The organism is Carnobacterium maltaromaticum DSM 20342 (assembly GCF_000744945.1).
GTDB lineage: Bacteria > Bacillota > Bacilli > Lactobacillales > Carnobacteriaceae > Carnobacterium > Carnobacterium maltaromaticum.
This window is the reverse complement of the sequence record NZ_JQMX01000001.1, coordinates 2,496,097-2,520,982: the sequence shown is the minus strand read 5'-3', so window position 1 is coordinate 2,520,982 and position 24,886 is coordinate 2,496,097. Positions and strand designations below refer to the sequence as shown.

Below are 24,886 nucleotides of genomic sequence, written 5' to 3'. Positions count from 1 at the left end.
TTATTTTATAGTTTTATTCTATAATGTGTCGATTTGTTCGAAATCAAGCTCTGTACTTGTTTCGCGACCAAACATTTCTACATTTACTTTAAGCTTCGCACGTTCATTATCAATCTCAGTGATTTTACCAGTTAAACCGCTAAATGCACCTTCAATAATCGTAACTGTATCGCCAACTTCGAAGTCGATTTCTTGATGACGAGTACTGATTCCTAAACGACGTAAAATAACTTCAATCTCTTCATTTAACAAAGGAGCAGGCTTGCTTCCAGCGCCATGAGAGCCAACAAACCCGGTTACACCAGGTGTATTACGTACAACATACCAAGAATCATCTGCCATAATCATTTCAACTAAAACATATCCAGGGAATGTTTTTTTCATATTTACTTTTTCTTTACCATTTTTTGTTTCAGTTTCTTCTTCTTCAGGAACAACTACACGAAAAATGTAATCTTCCATTCCCATACTATTTGAACGTGATTCAATATTTTGCTTTACTTTATTTTCATAGCCAGAATATGTGTGTAATACATACCATTGTTTTTCGCTCTCGATCTGTTCCACGCTTAACACTCCTAATTTTTATTTTGAATACAAAAAAACCTTCATTCCTAAAAAGAAGGTTTCTATTGCGTTTGATTTACATCTTAGTATACCATTATTGGTCATAATTCGCCAATTAAAAATCATTAAATTATTTAATAAATAAACCTAAAAGAGACGTAATCCCGAAATCAACAATCATAAAGAAGATTACAAAGAAAAATACTGTTCCAAAAACGGTCATAGTATATTTTCTTAACTCTTTACCTGTTGGCCAAGTTACTTGTTTCATTTCGCTTTTAACGCCACTAAAGAATTTGCCCATCTTGTTTCCCTTCTTTCTTTGTATTTCTTATTTCGTTTCACGATGTAATGTATGTTGGTTACAATATTTACAAAATTTCTTTATCTCTAAACGTTCAGTGCGATTGCCTTCATTTACTTTTTTGGCATAGTTTCTTGATCCACAAACTGAACATGCTAATGCTGTTTTTTTACTACTCATCTTTTCACCGTACTTTCTTTTGTGCAGACGATTATCATCTTATTTAATTTAACATCCCTTTGTTTCCCTGTCAAATTGTATTTCCATTAAATATGAGTATTCTTTTATAAACTTGTTATTTAAAATAGCAAACTAATCAGCATTAAGCAAACCAAAGCACCGTTAATTAAAATTAAATTCTTAATTGATAGTACAAACGTTTCTGTTTTGACTTGTTTTTGATTAAAAATAGATAAGTTTTTTGAAACTGGAAATAGTGTTAGTAAAACTGCAAGCATAATTGGATGATATATCTTTAGTACAACCGCCAGAACAACTGCCACGTATGATAAATAAATCAATACATTAAATAGTTGAACTCCTCTTTTACGTCCGATATAAAAAACTAATGTATAGCGGTGGTTGACAATATCTTCATCTAAATCACATAGATTATTCGCCAACATAATATTAGCTATAGTAAAGATTGAAGGAATTGAAACCAATAAAATCACTAAAATCTGTAAATAATTTCCAACTAAAGCAAATTGATAATTTGGAAGAAACTGTAAATTTAACAAAGTGCCTGAAGATAAATTGACATAGACAGCAATAAAAAATATTCCAAATCCCATTGTGACACCTGAAAATAGTTCCCCAACAGGCATTCGTGAAATCGGCACCGGTCCATACGTATAAAAAATACCAATAAAGAAACAGGCTCCGCCCATAAACAACACTAAAATATCTGTTCTAAAAACTAACCATAGTCCTAAAGCCGCTGCAATAACTAGCATTGTCAAAATTATAGCACGGACTAATTTTTCTGGTATTTTTTCTTGCCCAATAATATTGACTTGATCTTTATAACCCTCATCTTTTGCTTTCAAAAAATCCATAAAATTATTGATTGCAGTTGTCGTCATGTCAAAAATTAACATTGCTGCGAAAAATAAAAGTGTATTGCCTAAGTTAAATTCTTTAAAATATAAAGCCGCAAATAAGGCTCCCAGTAAGAAAGGAAACAAACTGGCTAATTTCGTTTGTATTTCAACCAATTTAAGAAAGGTTTTAATCGACATGTGTTCCTCTCCTTAATAAAAAGTTTGTTGAGCCGGGTAACTCCGGAAGAAAAATAGGAAATTCCAAAAAAAGTAGATCTTTACTTTTTTGGGAATTTATCTTTTTTCCGAGGAGCTGGCTCATAAGAACCGACTTTATTTCAACGTTTCATTTTTTTCAAGAGTATAATCTTTGGAAGTCAGTTTAAAGGTATCTTTCAAGCCTTTTGAAATATACACTTTGTTTTCTTTCGTAACAAAAATTGCTTCAACCCCGTCTATATCATCAATAAATTCAAGTCCACCTTTCACACCTTTTGAAAAGACTGCAGTAGATAGACCATCTCCAGCAATTGACTTATCAGATACAATCGTCACACCTGCAATATCATTATCAAATGGATAACCTGTTTTCCCATTCATTAGATGATCGTATTTAATACCCGTATCTGGGTCTTCATAAAAACGCTCATAAATACCTGAGGTCACAATTGAACGATTGCTTTCAGGAATACTTCCGATAGTAGTACCACGAGTTTGATTTGGGTCTTGGATTCCAACATTCCAGTCCGCACCCTCACGTCGTGGGCTCGTTCCCATTACGAATATATTCCCACCTAAATCAATAATAGCTGTATCGACATCATTATCTTTTAACACAATTGCCACTTCATCCGTAATATATCCTTTGGCAATTGCTCCTAAATCTAATTGCATACCTTTTTCACTTAAGTAAACCGTTTGTTTTTCATCATCAAAAATTACCTTATGGTAGTCTACTAGGGGCAACACAGCATCAATTTCTGCTTGGCTAGGTTTACGGGCATCAGGAAATCCAATCCGCCATAGATCAGTCACTGCACCAATTGCCATGTCAAATCCACCTTCAGAAGTTTTACTGTAATGTTGAGCTTCCTTTAGAAGATAGTACATATCATCAGTAACTTCCACTGGTTTCACGCCTGCATTATCATTAATAGCATCAATTTCCGAACCTTTTTCATTCACAGTAATTTTAGCTGCTAGTTCTTTAATCCGATCAAAGGCTTTTTCTAAAACTGCTTCTTTGCCTTCATTATAAATACTGACCTTAACAACTGTTCCCATTAAGAATTGTGTATCAGAATAAGGTTCTTTAATTGTGTTTGTTGTTGAATCTTTTTTAGAAGTTTCTTTTCCATCAGTGCCATTGCTACAACCTACTGCCACAAAAGCGAGTAAAAAAATCAATCCCACTGTTATTTTTTTCTTATTTGCTACTTTCATCTGTTTAGCTCCTTTGTATCAAAACTGAAATAATTAATAGTTTATTGTAAATCGAGAAGAAGAATTCACGAAAGATCAGACTAAATTTTATCTTTATTTATTATAGTGCCCGCGAATTTATTTTACAAGTAAAGGTGTGGAGAAAAATGTCCTGTTCTAACATTTATGAAATCAATAAAGAAAGAGGCTCGGGATTTCCACCCCAGCCTCATTTCTAATTGTTTTTCAGTTCCGTTAAATAAATTATTTAACTTCTTCCATTACAATATTGTCTACTTCAATTTTAGCAGTATCGCCTTTTTGAGCAGCATTGATTAATTGAGCAGCCCATAATTTGAAGGCTTCTGATGAATGTGTAGCTCCTGAAACAACTTCAACAGCACCAGCATCTTGTTTTTCAACTAATGCTTTGTTTAATGTTGGGAAGAAGTCAGCTGGACCAACGCCGGCAGTTTTCTTCATCATTTCTTGGTATTCTTTATTTTCTGATTTGATTTCACCTTTATCGTTTGTTCCATCGTAGTTAGATTTAGTAATCTTTCCACCTTCAACAGTCATTTCAAATGTTTCAGTCCAACCATTTGATGCATTTTTAGTTGCTAATGAATACGTACCATCTTGTAAATCAGCTGTATTCGCAATTTCAATTGTTTCTTGGTTGCCAGCTTGTGCTGCTTGAACTAATTGTTGTGCATAATTTCTAAATGCTTCTGATGAATGTGTAGCTCCTGAAACAACTTCAACGTCCGCTGCATTTTGTGCTGCGACTAAAGCTTCATTTAACTCAGGGATAAACATTGCTGGACCAGTTTTTGTTTTAGCTTCCATTGCTTTTTGGTATTCTTTATCGTCAGACTTTTTATCGCCTTTTTCATTTATATAGTTATAGTCAGATTCTGTGATTTTGCCATCTTTAACAGTCATTGCAAATTCAACTTTCCAACCTTTATCGTCGTAATCTTTTTCTACAAGTTTGTAAGTACCATCTTTAAGTTCGCCACCTGCAACTTGTTTCATTTCTTTAGTTTCTTCTTTTGAAGAGCTATCTTTAGCTACTTCGCTTGATGCTGCACTACTTTCTGAAGAACTATCTTTTTTATCTTCGTTACCACCACATGCTGCCAACACAACTGTTGAAGCAAATACTAATGATGCAACTGACATCGCTTTTTTGAATTTCATAATAAAATTCCCACCTTATCCTTTTTTAGTCTGTCCAGCTCATATCCACTCCACGTTTGTAAATAAATTCACAAAGATAAGTTGAACATCTAAGTATATAATAACCATTTTATTTCGATTTGTCTATCTTTTTCACAAATTTTAAAGTAAGAAAATCATGAGAAAATGAGAAGTGTATATTTTCTGATTCAGTTGTTATTAAATAATTCTCATTTTTCAACAAAACACTTGGTTATGGATAGACTTTTCGCTTCATTTCTTGTATAATCAATAAGGTTGTGAACCTTTTAACTATAAATCTTATAGTTGCACTTATTTTATCATATTATATTTATTGGAAAAGGAGAGAAAAAAATGACTGGAAAGAATATTGTTGTTATCGGCGCTGGTTATGCTGGAGTTGCAGCAACTAAAAAACTAGCAAAGAAATACAAAAAAATAAGGACGTTACAATTACTTTAATTGATCGTCATTCTTATCACACAATGATGACTGAACTACACGAAATTGCAGGCGCTCGTGTTGAGCCTACCGCAGTTCAATATGATTTACAAAGATTATTCTGTCGTTTGAAAAATGTTAATTTAGTGACAGATAATGTAACAAATGTGGATCATGATACTAAAACAGTTACCACAGAACACGGTAGCTATAGCTACGATTACCTTGTTTTAGGTATGGGTGGCGAACCAAATGATTTTGGTACTCCTGGCGTTAAAGAATTCGGATTTACTTTATGGTCATGGGAAGATGCAATGAAATTACGTGGGCACATTGAAGAAACGGTTGCTAAAGCAGCTAAAGTTCGTGATGCCGCTAAACGTAAAGCAATGCTAACATTTACTGTTTGTGGTTCTGGTTTTACTGGGATTGAAATGGTTGGTGAATTATTGGAATGGAAAGACCGCTTAGCAAAAGACAATAAAATTTCTGCTGACGAAATTTCTTTAATTGTTGTTGAAGCTGCTCCAACAATCTTAAATATGTTAGATCGTAACGACGCTGGTAAAGCAGAACGTTATATGACTAAAAAAGGCATTAAAATATTAACGGATGCACCAATTGTTGAAGTTAAAGAAGATCATATCGTTTTAAAATCTGGCGAAACAATTCCAACAAGTACATTAATTTGGACTGCTGGTGTTAAAGCAAATTCTGATACTGCTGAATTCGGTATGGAAGCTGCTCGTGCTGGACGTCTTGTAGCAAACCAATATATGGAAGCTAAAGATTTAGAAAACGTTTATGTGATTGGCGATTTAGTTTACTTTGAAGAGTTTGAAAATACACCAACTCCTCAAATCGTTCAAGCTGCTGAATGTACAGCACACACTGCTGCTGCTAACTTAATTGCAGATATTGAGGGAACTGAAAAACACGCTTATAAAGGAAACTACCAAGGTTTCATGGTTTCTATCGGTTCGCGTTACGGTGTTGCTTGCCTATTCAATAAAATTCACTTAAGTGGTTTCTTAGCTATCTTAATGAAACATATTGTTAACTTGAAATATTTCTTTGATATTCGTTCTGGATATTATGCATTCCAATACATTATGCATGAATTCTTCCACATTAAAGACAATCGTAATATTTTCCGTGGTCACTTGTCACGTTACGGTAACGTATTATGGAGTGTTCCACTTCGTATCTTCTATGGTAGCATGTGGCTCCTTGAAGCTGGTAAGAAAACCTTCGGCTGGTTCGGCGGAGAATCTTGGTTTACAGATTCTGTAAAACTTCCATTTGCTTGGTTACAAGCAGAAACTACTTCTGGTGCTTCTGAAGCAGTTGAACAAGTTAAAGAAGTTGCAAAACCTATCTTTGGATTTAGTTATGCTTATGGCGAAGAACCTATGATGGTCTTCGATAAAGCACCTAAATGGTTTGAATGGTTGATGGAAAAAATGTTGCCAACAGCTGATGTTGCTTTGTTCTTCCAAAAAGCTATGACAATTATTGAATTATTAATTGCACTTGCAATTATCGCTGGTTTATTCACTTGGTTAGCTAACGCTGCAACAATTGCTTTAGTTGTAAGTTTTGCTTTATCAGGAATGTTCTACTGGGTAAATATTTGGTTTATCTTTGCCGCATTAGCATTAATGAATGGTTCTGGACGTGCCTTTGGTTTAGATTACTATGTTATCCCTTGGGTACAAAAAGTTGCCGGAAAATGGTGGTATGGTACACCTAAATCTCTATACGGTGATAAATAAATCATTTAATTAATGGTTAAGGCAGTTACTTGACTGCCTTAACCATTCTTTTTTTTAATAAAATCAATATCTTACATATTTGAAGAGTTATCGCCTAATTCCAATGGGAAACTATTGCTAAATAGCCCCATCTTTCTTATACTTAGCTATATGCATTTAATAACAGCTTCCCCTTTAAAATAGCCATTACTATAGGAGTGATATATAAATGAAAACAAAGTTTAAAGCACTAATTCCTTATTTTAAAATGATACGTCGTTGGGATATTATTATTATTTTAGTCCTGACCATCGGCTCTTTTCTACCCTTAGGTCTTTTTTACCTGAACCAAGCTACAGCTGAGACAGATTCTCCAAGTGGGGAACGACAATTGATTGCACATATTTCAGCAGATGGCAAAGAAGTTAAACAAATTGTATTAACTGGACATACCGGTACCGATACTTATCGTTACGAAGATGAAGATGGTGATTTCAATTTATTAGAAATCAAAGATGAAACCATTCGGATGATTGATGCTGATTGTAATGATTTAGTTTGTGTACGAAGTTTCGGAGCCATTTCAAAACCTGGCGAAACAATTTTGTGTTTGCCTCACAAATTAATTGTCGAAGTTCGTTCTACTGATGGAATTAACGATGGCGGAATGGTTTCCTTTGGTGGACTCGATACCCTCTTAGCAAATAAGTAACTAGACTTCTATTTTAACTTGATAAATTACACGTAAAGGACAGACCTTCTATGACCAAAAATCAAAAATTAGTTTATATAGCTTTATTGGCAGCCCAGGGGGTTGTGATTGGTTTAATCGAACGAAGCATTCCTTTCCCCTTTGCTTTTGCACCTGGTGCTAAATTAGGTTTGGCCAATTTAATTACTATTATCGCTATCTTCACCTTACCCTTTAAAGATAGTTTTACAGTTGTTTGGATGCGCCTATTGTTAACAACCTTACTAGGTGGGACCTTGTCAACTTTCTTATATAGTTGCGCAGGTGCGTTACTAAGCTACTTTGGGATGTTGATTGTTAAACAATTAGGACCAAAACGGGTCAGTATTATTGGGATTAGCGCTACAGGCGGTATTCTTCACAATATTGGTCAATTGGCTGTCGCCAGTTGGATTGCTCAAACGTGGACTGTCATGCTTTATTTACCAGTGCTATCCTTTATGGGGATTTTAGCAGGTGTGGCTATTGGAATTGCTGCAAATTACTTATTAGAACATGTTGAGACTTTACGAAACTTTCGTGCTGTCTACGGTCGTTTTGACCAACAAACGAAAGGAGAACACAAATGAAGATTCATCCTATGTGGGACACTTATCCAGAACTGCAGATGGAGCTGGAAAAAACCGTTGAACTCATCGAAAAAAATATTAAAATTCGCAATAAAGAAATCGAAGCTACAATCTTGGCTTTAATCCATTCTGGCGGAAAGCTTTTACGACCTGCCTATTCTTTATTGTTTTCACGTTTCGGACCGGATCAAGATGCTGAAAAAGCTCGTGCTGTTGCTGCTGCTTTAGAAATCTTACACATGGCAACCTTAATCCACGACGATATTGTTGATGATTCGCCTATGCGCCGAGGAACGCCAACCATTCAAGCAAAATACAGTAAGGATGTCGCTGTTTACGCTGGTGATTACTTATTTACCGTTTGTTTTAAATTATTAGCTCGTTATTCAAGTTCTCTTGAAAGTATTCAAATTGACACTCGTGGCATGGAACGAATCTTAATGGGTGAGCTAGATCAAATGCATCTACGTTATAATCAAAAAATCACAATACGCCAATATTTGACTCAAATTTCAGGTAAAACAGCGCAGTTATTCGCTCTTAGCTGTTATTCTGGTGCTTTAGAAAGTGGCACATCTGAAAAATTTGCGCGTTCATGCTACCATATTGGGAATCATATTGGAATGGCATTTCAAATTATGGACGATATTCTTGATTATTCTCAAGACGCAAATACATTTGGAAAACCTGTTTTAGAAGATGTTCGGCAAGGCGTTTATAGTGCACCTTTAATATTCGCTCTTCGCAAATATCCTGAAAAATTTAAACCGTATTTAGATAAAAAAGATCAAATGACAAATGACGATACCCAAATCGTTCATCAATTAGTTCTTGATTTAGGTGGCTTGGCCGCTGCACAAGAGTTAGCAGAAAAATATACCACCAAAGCTTTAAAAGAATTAACTAAATTACCTGAAACTCCTGAAAAAGCTATTATTATTCAATTAACTCGTTCTTTACTAACTCGTTATGATTAAAAGGAGAGAATAAGCTACATATTTCGTAGCTTATTCTCTCTTTTTAACTTTTGGGGATCCCAACCGAAATCCGACATTTTTGAAAAACAGGAAATCAATGAAGCATCTTTAAGAAGAAATTGGGGTTTGAAATAGAATGATTTATATTTGTTTTTAGTCATTCATCGCTATGTCCTTTTAAAAAACAAACTCATTTATTATTTTTATATGTTTGTTATTCACGAGCTTTTGTTTATTTAAGTTTATCAACTTCTATGGAAATTAAAAAAGGTCTTAGCTTCGTTCGAGATACGTTTATCCATGGTTCAGGATGATTTTATCCACGAGTTAATGATTTATGTTACAGTAAACTTGTTACTAAATACTTTATAAGGAGTGTATGTAAATGAAAAGCGTTAAAGAACTAAATAAAAAAGAAATGCAACAAATTAATGGTGGAGCTATCTCTTATGGCAATGGTGTTTATTGTAACAAAGAGAAATGTTGGGTAAACAAGGCAGAAAACAAACAAGCTATTACTGGAATAGTTATCGGTGGATGGGCTTCTAGTTTAGCAGGAATGGGACATTAAAGAGGTATCTAGTTATGATAAAAGATGAAAAAATAAATAAAATCTATGCTTTAGTTAAAAGCGCACTTAATAATACGGATGTTAAGAATGATAAAAAACTTTCTTTACTTCTTATGAGAATACAAGAAACATCAATTAATGGAGAACTATTTTACGATTATAAAAAAGAATTACAGCCAGCTATTAGTATGTACTCTATTCAACATAACTTTCGGGTTCCTGACGATCTTGTAAAACTGTTAGCATTAGTTCAAACACCTAAAGCTTGGTCAGGGTTTTAACTTTAGTTCCAGATGAGTTAAAATCCTAAAAAATAAGGAATAATGGTAAATCAGCATTCCTTATTTTTATAGTCATCACACTATAACTTTACTTAAAGATGTTCGATGGCTATTTATAGAAATACTTTATGCAAAAATCCTATTGATATCTAACTATTTATCTGTTTTCCAAGATTTCAACATTTCTAAATAATTTAAGTATTATATCAAGAAAAGCTAAGCAAATCGATTGATTAGCTTAGCTTTTTTAGTTTTTATCACATTACTAGATTAATTCGAATTGGAAAGTTCTGTCACCAGATTTAGTCATTAAATTTTGTTCGGCATCGACTAAGAGCGTTTTTAACTGATTGAATACTCTTATCATAATAAGTTGCAATTTCTTCGATTTCATAGCCTTTTGTATGTGCTAAAAGGACTTGTTTTTCATATAGACTAAGTAATTGATAATATCGATGTTCACCTTCTCGAGCCAATAAAAGTGCCTCAGGTGTCGCATCTTTTTGAGGTGCATATAAGTAATTTTCACTGGAGCTCGTCTCACGAACTTCATCTAGTGACCCTAAAAATTTATTGCCTTTACGCTTTATTGCATTTTGACGCCGAATTAAATTAAAATAAAATTGCTGCAATTTCATTTTATACAAGTTTCCAAAACTCATGCCTTTTTCAACTTGATGTTCATGAATCACTTGAAAAAATAAAATGCGAGCTTCTTGCATGATATCATCCTGATCATAATCAATGACATTATATTTTCTAGAAATTTTTAAGGTTAAAAATCGATAACGCTGAAATAATTGTTCGAAAAATTCAGTATCGCCACCCTTAATTCCCTTAATTAATTCCGCATCTGATACTTTCTTTTTTTCTTCATTTGTCATCCCAACACTCCTTTGTATAACGCTTACATACTCTTTTAAATAAACAATAAAATTTAAAAGTTATAAATTTCCATTGTCTTTTTTTTCAGAAAGTTGACTTAACAGCTGCTCTAAATCTACTAATTGCTCCAAATCCCATGGTGAATTACGTCTAATCGTTTGGGAATGGAATTTTTCAGTTTCCATTTTGATGCTTTTATTCGATTCTTTCAAATCTTTGTAGAGCTCATTTGCAGATTTACGCAGTGCTCCCCTAGAGAAGACAAGCCACTGTTCGGCTAAATCGCTAGTTGCTACTGTTACTTGGGTTAATCGATTGTTTTTCTCTGATACTATCCGTTCAATAAAACTATCCGCAGTTTCTCCTTCTTTGGTAAAGATAACTGTGACTGTATATCTTTGATAGGACTTTTGAATACCAGGAACGAGTTGTGCATCAAATACTACCCAAATTTCAATTCCCTCATAACGCTGATAATTTGATAACTGATGCAACAGACTGTCCCTAGCATCTTCCATTTGATCTTGGTCTTTCAGTTTAACCAATTCTGGCCAGGCACCAATCATATTATATCCATCGATGATTAAAAGATCTTTTTTCATAGTATTTGATTCACCTCTTCCCTCTTACTATTTTTTAGTTATAGCGCATTACGACCACGGTAAACTTCATACATCAATAAACTTGCTGCGACACTCGCATTTAAACTTTGAACATGTCCAACCATTGGTATTGTGACCATGCCATCCATTTGTTCTTTGACCAATCTAGAAATTCCTTTGCCTTCATTTCCCATAACAACAGCAATTGGTAATTTCGTATCCCATTGGCGATAATCTTGACCTTTCATATCCGTTCCATATAACCAAACGCCTCGGTCTTTTAGCTCGTTAATTGTTTGAACTAAATTTGTAACACGGACAACTGGTACATGTTCAATTGCACCTGTTGAAGCTTTAGCAACCGTTGCAGTTAAACCAACAGCACGTCGTTTAGGGATGATAATCCCATGGGCTCCGCTAGCATCAGCTGTTCGCATGATTGATCCTAAATTATGAGGATCTTCTAGACCATCTAAGATAATAAAGAAGGGATCTTCTTTTTTCAAAGCTGCCGCTGCAAATAAATCATCTAATTCGGCATATTGAAATGCCGCTGCGGCAACAACAATTCCTTGGTGATTCATACCGTCTACTAGCGTATCTAGTTTAGATTTTGGTACCATTTGAACTTGGATATTTCTTTTTTTAGCTAAACCTAGAATCTCAGATATTTTAGAACCACTTAAACCTTCTTGTAAAAAGATTTTATTGATATCGCGTTCTGATTTTAAGACTTCAATTGCCGGAATTCTACCAGCAACTAAATCACGATCCTCTTCTATTTCAGATTGGTCCATGACTTGTTCAATTTCTTTCCGACCGCGGTTTTCATCACGCTTGGGTTTATGTGCTTTACTAGGACGACGATTTTGTTGCGTTACCTTTTTGCCAAAGTTACTTTTTTGATTGCTCATTTTGGTCCTCCTCTGTTTGTTGAATACACCATTGAATTAATTCTTCCATTCGTTCAGTTTGTTTAGATAAATGCAGATAGCCCATTAGTGATTCGAAACCAGTTGCAACGCGATACGTAGTGATATCAGCATTTTTAGCCGACGTGTGACTTTTAGAATTTCGGCCACGTTTGTACATTGTAATTTCATTTTCGGTTAATAACCCATCCACCGCTAACATTTGTTGCATCAATGCATTCTGAGCCTTAGCTGAAACATATTTTGTTGCTGATTTGTGCAATTGGTTAGGTCTCGTCTTACCTGATTGAATTAAATAATCGCGAATATACACTTCGTATATTGCATCACCAATGTAAGCCAACGCTAAACCATTCAGTAGGGACCAATCTTTTTCAGTTGTCATATTATTCTCGTCTCCATCTCGTTCCTTGGGGAGTATCATCAATGATAATGCCCTCTGCTTTTAGTAAATCCCGAATCTCATCGCTTCTAGCAAAATTTTTCTCTGCTCTAGCTGTAGTTCGTTCGCTTAGCAATTGTTCAATATTTTCATCTAATAGTTCAGCTTGATTTTCTAGATTGATTCCAAAAACTTGAAGCAACTCTTTGAACAGCCCTAACATAGCTTCAATAACTGCTTTAGACACTTCAGCTTGTTCACTATAAATGTTCATAACCTTAGCTAACTCATAAATCACGGTAATTCCATTAGCCGCATTAAAATCATCATCCATCTCAGTGATAAAAGTCTGTTTAAATTCTGCTAATTGTTGGAAATAGTCTTGATCTGTCGGCAATTCAATCGTTGCATCACTTAAGCGATAATGAAGATTGCTCGCTGCCATTTGAACTTTATTTAAATTATTTTTAGCTTCTGATATAGTTGCCTCATTATAGCTAATCGGACGTCGATAATGAGTTGTTGCCATGAAAAAGCGTAATACTTGAGGATCAACTTGCTTAATTAGCTCATGAACTAAAACAAAATTTCCTAAAGACTTACTCATTTTTTCTTCATCCATTGTCACAAAGCCATTATGCATCCAGTAATTAGCAAATGGATGTCCGGTTTTTGCTTCACTTTGAGCAATTTCGTTTTCATGATGCGGGAACGTTAAATCTTGACCACCACCATGAATATCAATTGTATCACCTAAATATTTTGTTGCCAAAACTGAACACTCGATATGCCAACCTGGACGTCCAGCACCCCAAGGAGATTCCCAACTAATTTCATCTGCTTTAGCCGATTTCCATAACGCAAAATCGACAGGATCTTCTTTTCGTTCATTTTCTATTTTTTCTAAACGGTTACTCGCACCAATTTCTAACTCATCAATTGACTGATCACTAAGTTTACCATAGTTCTTAAATTTTCGTGTTCGATAATAAACATCACCATCTGACTCATAGGCATAGCCTTTATCTATTAATACTTGGATAAATTCAATAATATCAGGCATATTTTCCATTACTCTTGGGTTTTTCGTAGCTTTCTCAACACCCAAAGCTGTCACATCTGTATAAAAAGCCTCAATAAAACGGTCGGCAACATCTGGCGCTGTGATATTCAATTCTTTTGCTGCCTGAATAATTTTATCATCTACATCGGTAAAATTAGAAACAAATTGAACTTGGTACCCGCGGAATTCAAAGTAACGACGAACCGTATCGAAAGCAACAGTGCTCCGTGCATTTCCGATATGAATATAATTGTAAACAGTTGGACCACAAACGTACATTTTAACTTGCCCTTCTGTTAAAGGAACAAATACTTCTTTTTCACGAGTCATTGTATTGTATATTTTTAACATTTTCTCATCTCCTTAAATAAAAAGTTTGTTGACCTGGATTAGCTCTGGCAAGAAAATAGAAATTCTTTTGTTTAACCTGCCTTTAGTTTAGAAAAAAGAATCTAAAAAGTCAAAACAACTATCTGGCAAATTAAGCCCTTAAAAAACCTTATTATTCAGTTAGCGCACTTTTACAACTTTAGCAGGAATTCCAACCGCTGTAGTATGAGCTGGAATAGACTTCAAAACAACTGCAGAAGCGCCAATCTTAGCATAATCTCCAATTTCAATGGGGCCTAACACTTGAACATGGGCTGACAATAAGACATGATTTCCAACTTTTGGGTGCCGCTGTCCTGTCTCTTTACCTGTACCTCCAAGGGTTACACCATGAAAAATAATAACATCATCCCCTACGATTGCCGTCTCTCCAATGACCACACCCATCCCGTGATCAATGAATAAACGTCTTCCTATTTTTGCACCTGGATGAATTTCAATTCCTGTGAAAAATCGAGAGATCGTAGCTAGTATTTTAGCTAGAAGATAGAGTTTATGCCGATAGAAAAAATGCGCCAAACGGTGGTTTAAAACTGCATGGAAGCCCGGATAGGTTAAAAGTATTTCAAGTGTACTTTTAACGGAGGGATCATTTTTTTTAATAACAGAAATTTCCTCACGAATAGACATTTTTTCTCATCTCCTCTGGATTGTATATGATGTTTGTTTTAGTAAAAAAGATAGTCTGTATTTTAAGGGTTTTATCCTTTAAAGACCACAGTTGCTAATGAACTTAAGGATTTCATCCTTTAGTTCATTCGTACAAAGCGACTTTATGGAGACTTTTCTTCCTTTTATTTCTCCGATGTGTACCATGCTTCTAAGCAACAGAATATAAACCTTTTCGGATTACAGTCGTCCTGCGGCCGATGCATACCATGCTTCTAAGCTGCTGAAGCAGCAAGAATCATGGCAAAGCAGCAAGAATCATGGCAATCCTGGCAAATCATAACAAATAGGCGCCCTCTATACACATACCTATGTATGTATACAAAAGACGCCTTCTCATTGCGTGGTTCCACTTTTATTCTTAATTAGCCTAATTAAGGGTAATTAACTCAAACAGGTTAACGGGTGTGAACCGGTCTTAGCTACTTTAAACTTCACTAGGACAACTCCGAGAGGCACTTTATTTAGCTTCTGACGTCTGATTTCACCTACACAGACTCTCTTTGGACATTCGCTAAACTACTTTTCTCATCACTGCTTTTATTATTCATAATCTTACTTTAATTTGCTCGTTTATTTGATTAAGGACTATAGTACTACGTTTAGCCTAAATTTGCAATAGCTGCTTCTAAATGGGCTTTCGCTTTTTCGCGTCCTAATAATTCAATTGTTTCGCCTAATTCTGGTCCGTGTGATTGGCCTGTAACAGCAACTCGGATTGGCATAAATAAGTTTTTACCTTTAACTCCTGTTTCTTTTTGAACTGTTTTGATTCCTGCTTTAATGCTAGCAACATCGAATAATTCAATTTCACCAAGTACTTTATGGAAAGCATTTAAAACGACTGGTACTGTTTCGCCTGCTAAAACTTCTTTGGCAACATCGTCTAGTTTAGGAGTGTCTGTGAAGAACAACTCAGATAATTCAACGATTTCAGCACCATAACTCATTTGTTCATGGTATAAACTCACTAGTTGACGCACCCATTCAATTTTTTCAGGTGTTGGATTGGCTTCAACTAAACCTGCTTTTACTAAATGTACTAAAGATAGGTCCGTTAATGTATCTAAATCTGTCGCTTTTACATATTGGTTGTTAATCCATTCTAGTTTTTTACCGTCAAAGGCTGCTGGTGATTTACTTAAACGCTCAGGATCAAACATTTTAATGAAGTCTGCTTGGTTGAAAATTTCATCTTCTCCAACTGGTGACCAACCTAGTAAACCTATAAAGTTAAACATCGCTTCTGGTAAATAACCTAAATCACGATATTGTTCAATAAATTGTAAGATACTTTCGTCACGTTTGCTTAACTTTTTACCAGTTTCGCTATTGATAATTAAAGTCATATGACCAAAAGTTGGTGGTGTCCACTCAAATGCTTCGTAAATCATCAATTGTTTCGGTGTATTTGCAATATGATCGTCACCACGTAATACATGGCTGATTTCCATATAATGATCGTCAACTGCTACTGCGAAGTTATAGGTTGGAATACCATCACGTTTGGCAATAACAAAATCTCCACCAATACTGCTTGATTCAAAACTAATTGGTCCTTTAACTAAATCGTCAAAAGAATAAGTTGTATCACGAGGTACACGGAAACGAATAACTGGAGTTAATCCAGCCGCTTCTTTTTCAGCTTGTTCAGCTGGTGTAAGGCTCGCACATTTCCCACTATAATGTGGCATTTCGCTACGTGATTTTTGAGCATCACGCTCTGCTTCTAATTCTTCTTCTGAACAGTAACATTTATACGCACGGTTGCTTAGTAGAAGTTGTTCAATTAATGGATTATATATAGATCCTCTTTCAGATTGACGGTAAGGGCCATAGTTCCCTGGCTTATCTGGACCTTCATCCCAATCCATTCCTAACCATGTCAAATTATCTAATTGGCTAGATTCACCATCTGCGATATTTCTTTTTGCATCTGTATCTTCAATTCTTAAAATAAAATCTCCACCGTTGTGACGCGCAAATAAGTAATTAAATAATGCAGTACGGGCATTTCCAATGTGCAAATGTCCTGTTGGGCTTGGTGCGTAACGTACACGAACTTTTTTAGCCATAGTCAATTCCTCTTTTCTCTTTTTTGAATTGTGTTCTCTTCTTTATTTTAACACTTATTTAACTTTGAGAGAAGGCTGAAGACGTTTGTTTTGAATATCTTCACTTAATCTCAGAATATGGTACTTTTACAACTAGTTTAAATGGACCTTATTTTTTTCCTAGTAAGCAAACTGCCATCACAGCAATGCCTTCTTTTCGACCAACAAATCCCATTTTTTCTGATGTAGTAGCTTTTATATTAATCTGGCTGCTATCGGATTCACAGTCAGCAGCAATATTTTGTTTCATTTCTTCTAAATATGTCTGCATTTTAGGCGCTTCTGCAATAATTGTTGCATCAATATTTCCCAGGAAATATCCTTCGGTTTTAAGAATCGCCCAAACTTCACGAAATAATTCTCGAGAATTTGCATCTTTAAACTGGGCGTCTGTGTCAGGGAAAAAATGACCGATATCTCCTTTTCCGGCTGCACCTAATAGAGCATCGATAATGGCATGCAAAAGGACATCTGCATCAGAATGACCTAATAAACCTAACTCATAAGGTATTTTCACACCACCAATTATGCAATCGCGCCCTTCAACTAATTGATGAACATCATAACCTTGACCAATCCACATTAGTTACCTCTCTCCTTCATCTTCAAAATAGCTTCACCAATCACTAAATCGTCTGGTGTTGTTAATTTAATGTTCATATAGCTGCCTTCCGTGACTTCCACAGCATATCCGTAATGTTCAACTAAAGACGCATCATCTGTTCCAAAAAAGCCTTCTTGTCTAGCACGTTCATGAACTTCTTGAATAAAAGATATTTGGAAAGCTTGCGGAGTTTGAATTTGCCATAATTCCTCTCTTGGAATTGTCTGATCAACTTTTCCTTCCACAACCTTTTTAATGGTGTCTTTAACGGGTACACCGACTATAGTTGCATTTGTTCGCTGAGCTTTTTGATAGAGTTTTTTGATTAAATTAGCTTCTAAAAAAGGACGAGCCCCGTCATGAATCAATACCACACCCGTCTGTTTTTTTAAGTATTGTAACCCATTATATACACTATCTTGCCGTTCTTTTCCACCAATGACAACGGTAATAGGAACTTTAGCAGCAAATTCATTTTGAGCTAACACTGCTTCAATCAATTCTTTTTCCTTTTTTTCAACAACCAAAACAATATGCTGACAGTCGGCATCATTAACAAAAGTAGTTAAAGCATACTCAATTACTGGTTTTCCCAATAGATGTAACAAGATTTTATTTTTAGAAGCCTTCATACGCCTACCTTGCCCTGCTGCCAACAATACTAGCTCATAGCCCACTAAAATCACTCCTTTGAATAAAAAGTTTGTTGAGCTGGTTAACTCTGGCAGAAAAATAGGAAATTCAAAGAAAAGTTGTTCTTTACTTTTTTGGGAATTTATCTTTTTTCCGAAGAGTTGGCTCATAAGAACTAGCCTTGATAAAAAGTTTGTTGAGCCGCTTAGCTCGATCAAAAGTTTGTTGAGTTCTCTCAGACTAGATTGAAGAATAGATGAAATTTGATGTGACGCTTTTTTTCACCTCGAAATTTCATCTTTCTTCCGAGAGACTAACTCATAAAAACTAGCCTTGGCAGAAAAATAGGGGGATTTGAAATGACGTTTTTTGTCACCTCAAAATTCCACCCTTCTTCCATAAAACGAATCTATTTTATTCTTTTTCCTTAATTCCTCTTTGAGCATGAACAGGCTTAGCGAAAATCATACGACCAGCCGCCGTTTGCAATGCACTTGTCACAACAACTTCAATACTCTTATTCATATAGTATTGTCCATCTTCAACAACAATCATTGTTCCATCATCTAAATAAGCCACGCCTTGATTTCGCTCAGTTCCAGCTTTTACTACCATAACATTCATGTTTTCACCAGGGATAACCACTGGTTTAACGGCATTTGCTAGCTCATTAATATTTAGAACTGGAACATTTTGAAATTCACTGACTTTATTTAAATTGTAGTCATTTGTCACAACAACGCCATCTAAAAGTTTCGCTAATTTGATTAATTTGCTATCAACTTCAGTTATATCTTCAAAATCTCCATCATACATTTCAACTTGAATATCAGATTCTTTTTGTAAAGCATTTAAAATATCTAAGCCACGACGACCTCGGACACGTTTTAAACTGTCTGCTGAATCAGCGATATATTGTAGCTCCATCAAAACAAAATTAGGAATCATTAATGTTCCTTCAATAAAACCAGTCTTAGCAATATCATAAATTCGACCATCAATAATGACACTTGTATCTAAAATTTTATATTTACGGAAATCATCATCAAATTTGCGCTCTAAAACTTTACCATTTGCATCTTCTTCATTGCTTTTTTTAGCTCGTGGTTGAATAAGCTTGCGCCATTCTTCTCTTCTAGTAGTCCCAATACGGAATCCTAAATAAGCAAACACCATATAAATAATAATTGGTAGAATTGTACTTATCACTGGCCATTTTAAGCCCATTAAAGGCATTGTTACTAGGAAGGCTAACAATAAGGCTATAATTGTACCTAAGCTCCCAAATAAGAGATAAGCAGTACTTTGTTGACTCAAGTACACCTCTGCTTTTTTTACACCGCGCTCAACATACTTCACAAGAACCAATGAGAAAAGTAAGAATATAATTGCACCAATAATAATATTTGTGAAAGTATTGTTAAGAAAACTATTTGTTACGTTAAATAAGCTCCAGACATCTGGTAAAAAACTTGCTCCTATGCTTCCGCCAACAACGGCAAAAACTGCGGTAATGATTTTTTTTGTCAAAGAAATTCCTCCTTCTATACGTTCTAATTTTAAAGGGAACGCCTCTCACTAAACGAAAGACATTCAGCCTTTATTTGTCACCTAATGCTTTTCTGATTGTATCGGCAACTGTTGACACACCTACGATTTCAACATCTTTTGGAAATGTCCACCCACCAATATTATTTTTTGGGATAAACATACGTGTAAAACCTAACTTAGCTGCTTCTTGCACACGTTGATCAATGCGACTAACACGACGAACTTCTCCAGTTAACCCAATTTCACCGATAAAACAGTCCTTAGCTCGGGTCTCTTTTTCTCGGTAACTTGAAGCCACACTAACCGCAATCGCCAAATCAATTGCTGGCTCATTCAGCTTAACGCCTCCAGCAGCTTTCAAATAGGCATCTTGATTTTGGAGCATTAATCCTGCTCTTTTTTCTAACACTGCCATAATTAACGAGGCGCGATTATGATCGACACCACTTGCTGTTCGTTTGGCATTTCCAAAAACAGTTGGAGTAATCAATGATTGTATTTCAACTAAAATTGGACGTGTACCTTCCATTGCTGCTACAACAGCAGATCCGGTTGCTCCATCTAATCGCTCTTCTAAAAAAAGTTCTGATGGATTTAATACTTCAACAAGTCCACCTTCGCGCATTTCGAAAATACCAATCTCATTCGTTGAACCAAAACGGTTTTTAACCGCTCGTAAAATTCTAAATGTATGGTGTCGATCGCCTTCAAAATAAAGAACCGTGTCTACCATGTGCTCAAGCATTCTTGGTCCGGCTATTGCACCTTCTTTCGTCACATGACCGACGATAAAAATTGCAATATTGTTACTCTTGGCAATCTTCATTAAATCAGCTGTACTTTCCCGAACTTGAGAAACACTTCCGACAACACCTGAAACATCTGGTTGACTCATAGTTTGGATCGAGTCAATAATCACATACTCAGGCTTTAAATCTTCAATTGTTTGACGAATCGCTCCCATATCTGTTTCTGGGTAAATATAGAAATCCGCACCTTTAACACCCAATCGATCGGCGCGCATTTTAATTTGGCTGGCACTTTCTTCTCCTGATACGTATAAAACTTTTCCGCCTGCTATATTTAACTGAGCAGAGACTTGTAATAGTAACGTTGATTTACCAATTCCTGGATCTCCGCCAATTAAGACCAGCGAACCTGGCACGACACCCCCGCCTAACACACGGTTTAGTTCATTCAATTCAGTTTTAACGCGCGGAACTTTTGATACAGTAATATCTTGAATCGCTTCTGCTTTAGCAGTTTGACCGGTCATACTGACACGGTTCTGACGATCATTTTTATCTACTTCTAATTCTTCCATCATTTGATTCCAAGCGCCACAGTTCGGACATCGTCCCATCCATTTAGGCGATTCATATCCACACGCCTGGCAGACAAATTTTGTGGCTTTTTTCTTCGCCATCTCACTATGTCCCCCTTTTGCTCTCAAAAACGTATCTATTACATTCTAACATAGTTTACGTAATTCTTGCTTAAAAATACCACAAAATTCCTTAAAAAAACCTTATATTTTCACACTTAAGAGCATTTTTAAAAAGCCATGCGAAATGAATCTTTTTTTAACTAACCTTCTAAAAATTTAAAATCCGATTAGTTTTAAGCGTTAGGGCTTATAAAATGAATAAGGATAAGACAAAGTTGCTATTTCTTACATGAAAAATAAACCATACTTTTTTGATTTTTGATACTCACTTCTGAAAATTTATCTTCTAAAAACATTCTGACTTCTTCAAATGAATAAAAAGGTGGGCTAAATAAATAGAATGGCACAAAACAAGTTTTAATAATCAAGTCCGTCAAGTATCTTTGATCTTGAATATAAAAACAGCCAGATATTATTCCCCCGGTTTGTAGGACACGATACAATTCTTCAAAAGCAGCTTTTTTTTCTGCAAAAACATGAAATCCATTCATTGTTAAAATATAATCAAAATGACTATCCTTAAAAGGTAACGCATAAACACTTTCTTCATAAAATTTAATTTGCATCAGATTTTCTTTTTCAAACTTTCTTTTGCTTATCTCGAGCATTTCAGAAGAATAATCGACTGATGAAATTGTGCAGTTTTTCAATTTTTTATATTTTTCTAGTGTAAAATTACTACTTCCAGCAGGGATATCTAATAATTCTCCATCAAAGTCATCTGGAATGTCACTCAATAGTTTTTCTATAAATCCAATTGTATGAAAGCCCCAGACCACATTTCCAGCTAGTTTAGCCCACCAAGGTAAGTCCATAATTTTATCATACAGGCATATTTTTTTATACGTATTTTTGACTCTATCCTCATTGTTCTCCACCTAGCAATCCCCTCATTTCCGATGTATTACTTCACTTGTAAACTGTCCATAAATGTACTAGCAAGCCAATTTTATAACATCTTTTATAATTTCGCAAATGATATTACTAAGTAATGTATTTTAGCAAAGTATGTTTGAACATTTTTTTAATTATACTTACTTTTACAATAACAAAAAAGGACTCTAGTTCAAACTAGAAGCCCTTTTCACTCTATTAATTTTTAGCTAACAATGCATTGATATCTTCAATCATATTTTTAGGACTATCTTTTGGTGCATATCTTTTTACAATATTTCCTTCTTGATCAATTAAAAATTTTGTGAAATTCCATTTAATTTTACTTCCCAAAACACCTGAAGTATTCTTAACTAAATAAGAAAAAATTGGATTCGCATCGTCACCATTTACTTTTGAAATTTCATGCATCGGAAAAGTAACTCCATAAGTCAGTCGGCAAGCTTCTCCTGCTTCTTCGCTTGTACTTAATTCTTGTTTAAATTGATTAGAAGGAAAGCCTAAAACTTCTAGTCCTTTTTCATGGTAAGTCTCATAGATTGTTTCTAAATCTTCAAATTGAGGTGCTAATCCACACTTAGTTGCTGTGTTTACAATCACGAGTACTTTTCCCCGATATTTTTCCATCGAGTAGGTTTCACCATTTTCTAGCGTTGCTGTATAATCATAAATAGTCATGTTAGTTCCCCTTCCTCAAGCTAATAAATTTAATTTTTGATTCTATTGACTATCTACAGTATACCCTAAAATACTTTTTCTCACTCTTATTTCAACCTATTCTTATCATAACAATTTCAAAATGCCATCTCGCATTTCGTAGACTTTATCGCAACGCTCAATCAAACGTTGATCATGGGTGACCATAATCGTAGCTTTTTGTTTTTCTTTGGTTTCTTTCGCTAAAATCTCAACAACTTCAAAAGCTTTTTCTGAATCAAGACTCGCTGTTGGCTCATCTGCTAAAATAACGCTTGGATGATGATACAAGGCACGAGCAATTGCAACTCTTTGACGCTCTCCACCTGACAAATCTTTTGGATAACTATTCTTCAAATTTAGCACACCTAAATCTTCTAATAACTTATCTGTTGCTTTTTGATCAAATGCCTTTTTTTCCACTTTATTGACAAGCTTTAGTTGATCATTAACACTTAAAAAAGGGATTAGGTTTGACGCTTGTAACCTGAATTCCCGGAATTTATAACGAGGGAAGGGCAACGCCTAACGCCTCGTATAATTCCTTCTGCTTCGTCGTAACCTCTCCCAACACGCGACCGTGCCCGGGGGCCTCAAATAATTCAATCATGTCCAGTTCGTCCAGTACACCTTGAAGGGTCCATTGGTTAAATAGCTCGGCATCCTGCATCTTCTTTTTCACGTAGGATAAGTAGATTAAGGCGATGAATTCCACAAAAAGCTTCCCATTCAGGGACAATTCGGATGAAACTTGCATTCTTCTGAAGTTGAGGCGCTCTTTTAAATTGCCGAAGGCTTTTTCAACAACATCCTTGCTGCGATAAAGAGACAACGCTTCAAACGGATCATTGACCTCATTAGAAAGCAAGGCGAAGTAACCATAATTTCTAACCGCATTGCGCATCGCCTCTTCTTTAGGCGTGATTTTCTTCCCTCGTTTAGGTGTCTCAGTAACTTCGAAGTACTTATCATAATCTTTCATACGATAATCTTTTAGTGTATTTTCCTTCAGATCTTGGTGAAGGGCTGTCAGATAGTCGTTCATGTCTACCTGATCTTTAATCGCTTTTTCAGGATTGTAGAACAGATGCAGATACGCGCGCTTTTCCAATTTTATCACATCACCTTTATACGGACGTTCCTGTTCGTATTCCCAGTTTATTGTGCGACATACACCGTAGGTGGTGAACTGTGTTTCGAAGTTTGACCAAAGTTTCAAGTTCTCACGTTCCGCTTCCAACACACCCTTGACATATTTGAGTTTGAGTTGCACTCCTATCACGAATTTCTGGTGGTGTTTATACAAGGCGTTGATATTATCCTTGCTGTAAAAACCTCGATCAAATATCACGTTGACCTTTTTGTAGCCCATTACATCAAATTCCTTCATGAGTTGCCGAACCGTTTTAACATCGGTGATATTTCCGGAGAGCTTGCGGTAATAAAAGGGCAGTCCGGATTGCGCCCCAAACAAGAGTGCCAAGTTGATTTGTGGCAAGCGGTCGTGTTCCTTGTTTCGTCCCTTCTTCACTTGCGATAAGACCTCTGAGTAACTCGATATCGACGTAGTGTCAAATGCCCAATACTCCTTTTCCATCCGGCGGTTGCCTTGTTTCTGAAAGAAGGCCATCCGGCCTTCCTCATCGATTGCTTGGAATAGGTCGCTGCTTCGTTGTGAAGGAATATCCTGGCAATACGGGTGATGATGCAGTTTTTGCCAATGGGAAAAACGACTCAAGGCGTTATTCTCTTCGAGAATCAAGTAATAGGCGATCGACAGAATTTGCTTATAATGCTCCGGGAAGATGGCCTTAAGGTCCGCGTATACGCCTGTCTGCTTGCCAATTTGATCGAGCAGATAACCTGCCCCATAGAAGATTCTTCGGACTTGTGTCATTGGAATCGGCCCTGGCTTAACTTCCGATGAAGTCGGGGCCGGTTTCTTTTTGTACGAACGTGTTGGGACGATTTCACCTGTAACCGGATCGACTTTTCCAATCAGTGTCCTCTTAGCGCGTGATTGTTGCTTTTCCTTATCCCAGTAGGGTTCATTCTGATAGGCATAAGTAATGCCCGTTTTCTTGTTTGTCTGAAAAATAACTGCCATATCAACACTCCTCGTTATACATTATATTATATAA

Annotated in this window: 25 protein-coding genes, 2 pseudogenes and 1 other annotated feature; of the genes and pseudogenes, 6 read left to right on the top strand and 21 right to left on the bottom strand. The window is 35.7% G+C overall.

The features are described 5' to 3' along the window. Positions 1–18: 18 nt before the first annotated feature. The 6 genes from nusG to pplA form a co-directional block, all read right to left on the bottom strand. Complete coding sequence (gene nusG, locus BR77_RS11675; protein ID WP_010052014.1) at positions 19–567, bottom strand: transcription termination/antitermination protein NusG; 549 nt, start codon at positions 565–567, stop codon at positions 19–21. 130 nt (positions 568–697) lie between these two features. After that, positions 698–871 (bottom strand): preprotein translocase subunit SecE, encoded by a 174-nt coding sequence (gene secE, locus BR77_RS11670; protein ID WP_010052013.1) that lies wholly within the window; start codon positions 869–871, stop codon positions 698–700. Positions 872–898: 27 nt separating this feature from the next. Next, positions 899–1,051 carry a 50S ribosomal protein L33 gene (gene rpmG, locus BR77_RS18730; protein ID WP_010052011.1) on the bottom strand — a complete coding sequence of 51 codons (153 nt, stop codon included), beginning with the start codon at positions 1,049–1,051 and terminating at the stop codon, positions 899–901. A 119-nt stretch (positions 1,052–1,170) separates the two neighbouring features. Further along, a complete protein-coding gene (menA, locus tag BR77_RS11665; protein WP_015077794.1) occupies positions 1,171–2,112 on the bottom strand; it encodes a 1,4-dihydroxy-2-naphthoate polyprenyltransferase in 942 nt (313 codons plus the stop codon). Between the two features lie 135 nt (positions 2,113–2,247). Continuing rightward, the gene (locus BR77_RS11660) at positions 2,248–3,357 is read right to left on the bottom strand and encodes an FAD:protein FMN transferase (protein ID WP_016356677.1); all 1,110 of its coding nucleotides are present in this window, start codon (positions 3,355–3,357) and stop codon (positions 2,248–2,250) included. Between the two features lie 243 nt (positions 3,358–3,600). Next, positions 3,601–4,539, bottom strand: coding sequence for an extracellular electron transfer flavoprotein PplA (gene pplA, locus BR77_RS11655; RefSeq protein WP_010052004.1), 939 nt, complete (start codon positions 4,537–4,539; stop codon positions 3,601–3,603). A 354-nt stretch (positions 4,540–4,893) separates the two neighbouring features. Here pplA and BR77_RS11650 point away from each other — a divergent pair. The 6 genes and pseudogenes from BR77_RS11650 to BR77_RS11625 all read left to right on the top strand — a co-directional run bounded on the left by BR77_RS11650 (position 4,894) and on the right by BR77_RS11625 (position 9,883). Beyond that, a pseudogene (locus tag BR77_RS11650) lies at positions 4,894–6,755 on the top strand (FAD-dependent oxidoreductase). Positions 6,756–6,963: 208 nt separating this feature from the next. Continuing rightward, the gene (locus tag BR77_RS11645) at positions 6,964–7,446 is read left to right on the top strand and encodes a NusG domain II-containing protein (protein WP_010052002.1); all 483 of its coding nucleotides are present in this window, start codon (positions 6,964–6,966) and stop codon (positions 7,444–7,446) included. 50 nt (positions 7,447–7,496) lie between these two features. Next, on the top strand, positions 7,497–8,054 hold the full coding sequence (locus tag BR77_RS11640) for a Gx transporter family protein (protein ID WP_010052001.1): 558 nt from the start codon (positions 7,497–7,499) through the stop codon (positions 8,052–8,054). Beyond that, positions 8,051–9,031, top strand: coding sequence for a polyprenyl synthetase family protein (locus tag BR77_RS11635; protein WP_015077798.1), 981 nt, complete (start codon positions 8,051–8,053; stop codon positions 9,029–9,031). Before BR77_RS11640 ends, BR77_RS11635 begins: the two co-directional genes overlap by 4 nt. A gap of 385 nt (positions 9,032–9,416) precedes the next feature. Continuing rightward, positions 9,417–9,602 (top strand): class II bacteriocin, encoded by a 186-nt coding sequence (locus BR77_RS11630; RefSeq protein WP_010051997.1) that lies wholly within the window; start codon positions 9,417–9,419, stop codon positions 9,600–9,602. A 14-nt stretch (positions 9,603–9,616) separates the two neighbouring features. Continuing rightward, positions 9,617–9,883 (top strand): sakacin-A immunity factor, encoded by a 267-nt coding sequence (locus BR77_RS11625; protein ID WP_015077799.1) that lies wholly within the window; start codon positions 9,617–9,619, stop codon positions 9,881–9,883. Positions 9,884–10,185: 302 nt separating this feature from the next. Here BR77_RS11625 and BR77_RS11620 read toward each other — a convergent pair whose 3' ends face one another. The 15 genes and pseudogenes from BR77_RS11620 to BR77_RS11550 form a co-directional block, all read right to left on the bottom strand. After that, positions 10,186–10,767 carry an ECF-type sigma factor gene (locus tag BR77_RS11620; protein ID WP_015077800.1) on the bottom strand — a complete coding sequence of 194 codons (582 nt, stop codon included), beginning with the start codon at positions 10,765–10,767 and terminating at the stop codon, positions 10,186–10,188. A 60-nt stretch (positions 10,768–10,827) separates the two neighbouring features. Further along, the gene (locus BR77_RS11615; protein ID WP_010051992.1) at positions 10,828–11,370 is read right to left on the bottom strand and encodes an NYN domain-containing protein; all 543 of its coding nucleotides are present in this window, start codon (positions 11,368–11,370) and stop codon (positions 10,828–10,830) included. 38 nt (positions 11,371–11,408) lie between these two features. Then, complete coding sequence (gene rlmB, locus BR77_RS11610; protein ID WP_016356678.1) at positions 11,409–12,167, bottom strand: 23S rRNA (guanosine(2251)-2'-O)-methyltransferase RlmB; 759 nt, start codon at positions 12,165–12,167, stop codon at positions 11,409–11,411. 97 nt (positions 12,168–12,264) lie between these two features. Continuing rightward, a complete protein-coding gene (locus BR77_RS11605; protein WP_010051989.1) occupies positions 12,265–12,687 on the bottom strand; it encodes a Mini-ribonuclease 3 in 423 nt (140 codons plus the stop codon). A gap of 1 nt (position 12,688) precedes the next feature. Then, positions 12,689–14,098, bottom strand: a complete 1,410-nt coding sequence (gene cysS / locus BR77_RS11600) for a cysteine--tRNA ligase (RefSeq protein ID WP_015077801.1) — start codon at positions 14,096–14,098, stop codon at positions 12,689–12,691. Between the two features lie 159 nt (positions 14,099–14,257). Beyond that, positions 14,258–14,767: a serine O-acetyltransferase EpsC gene (epsC, locus tag BR77_RS11595; RefSeq protein ID WP_015077802.1), complete on the bottom strand. Its 510-nt coding sequence runs from the start codon at positions 14,765–14,767 to the stop codon at positions 14,258–14,260. Positions 14,768–15,127: 360 nt separating this feature from the next. Next, positions 15,128–15,350, bottom strand: a binding site (T-box leader). A 58-nt stretch (positions 15,351–15,408) separates the two neighbouring features. Then, a complete protein-coding gene (gene gltX / locus BR77_RS11590) occupies positions 15,409–16,881 on the bottom strand; it encodes a glutamate--tRNA ligase (protein WP_010051986.1) in 1,473 nt (490 codons plus the stop codon). A 148-nt stretch (positions 16,882–17,029) separates the two neighbouring features. Further along, entirely contained in the window at positions 17,030–17,503 is a 474-nt protein-coding gene (gene ispF, locus BR77_RS11585; RefSeq protein ID WP_015077803.1) for a 2-C-methyl-D-erythritol 2,4-cyclodiphosphate synthase, read from the bottom strand. Further along, the gene (gene ispD / locus BR77_RS11580; protein ID WP_035065103.1) at positions 17,503–18,201 is read right to left on the bottom strand and encodes a 2-C-methyl-D-erythritol 4-phosphate cytidylyltransferase; all 699 of its coding nucleotides are present in this window, start codon (positions 18,199–18,201) and stop codon (positions 17,503–17,505) included. Before ispD ends, ispF begins: the two co-directional genes overlap by 1 nt. A 370-nt stretch (positions 18,202–18,571) precedes the next feature. After that, positions 18,572–19,687 (bottom strand): PIN/TRAM domain-containing protein, encoded by a 1,116-nt coding sequence (locus tag BR77_RS11575; protein ID WP_035065100.1) that lies wholly within the window; start codon positions 19,685–19,687, stop codon positions 18,572–18,574. Between the two features lie 70 nt (positions 19,688–19,757). Then, the gene (radA, locus tag BR77_RS11570; RefSeq protein WP_010051982.1) at positions 19,758–21,134 is read right to left on the bottom strand and encodes a DNA repair protein RadA; all 1,377 of its coding nucleotides are present in this window, start codon (positions 21,132–21,134) and stop codon (positions 19,758–19,760) included. Positions 21,135–21,373: 239 nt separating this feature from the next. Beyond that, positions 21,374–22,033: a class I SAM-dependent methyltransferase gene (locus BR77_RS11565; protein ID WP_015077807.1), complete on the bottom strand. Its 660-nt coding sequence runs from the start codon at positions 22,031–22,033 to the stop codon at positions 21,374–21,376. A gap of 214 nt (positions 22,034–22,247) precedes the next feature. Beyond that, on the bottom strand, positions 22,248–22,727 hold the full coding sequence (locus BR77_RS11560; protein ID WP_010051978.1) for a glutathione peroxidase: 480 nt from the start codon (positions 22,725–22,727) through the stop codon (positions 22,248–22,250). 105 nt (positions 22,728–22,832) lie between these two features. Continuing rightward, positions 22,833–23,240, bottom strand: a pseudogene (locus BR77_RS11555) (ABC transporter ATP-binding protein); the annotation flags it as partial. A 7-nt stretch (positions 23,241–23,247) separates the two neighbouring features. Then, on the bottom strand, positions 23,248–24,852 hold the full coding sequence (locus tag BR77_RS11550) for an IS1634 family transposase (RefSeq protein ID WP_034558278.1): 1,605 nt from the start codon (positions 24,850–24,852) through the stop codon (positions 23,248–23,250). Positions 24,853–24,886 lie beyond the last annotated feature (34 nt).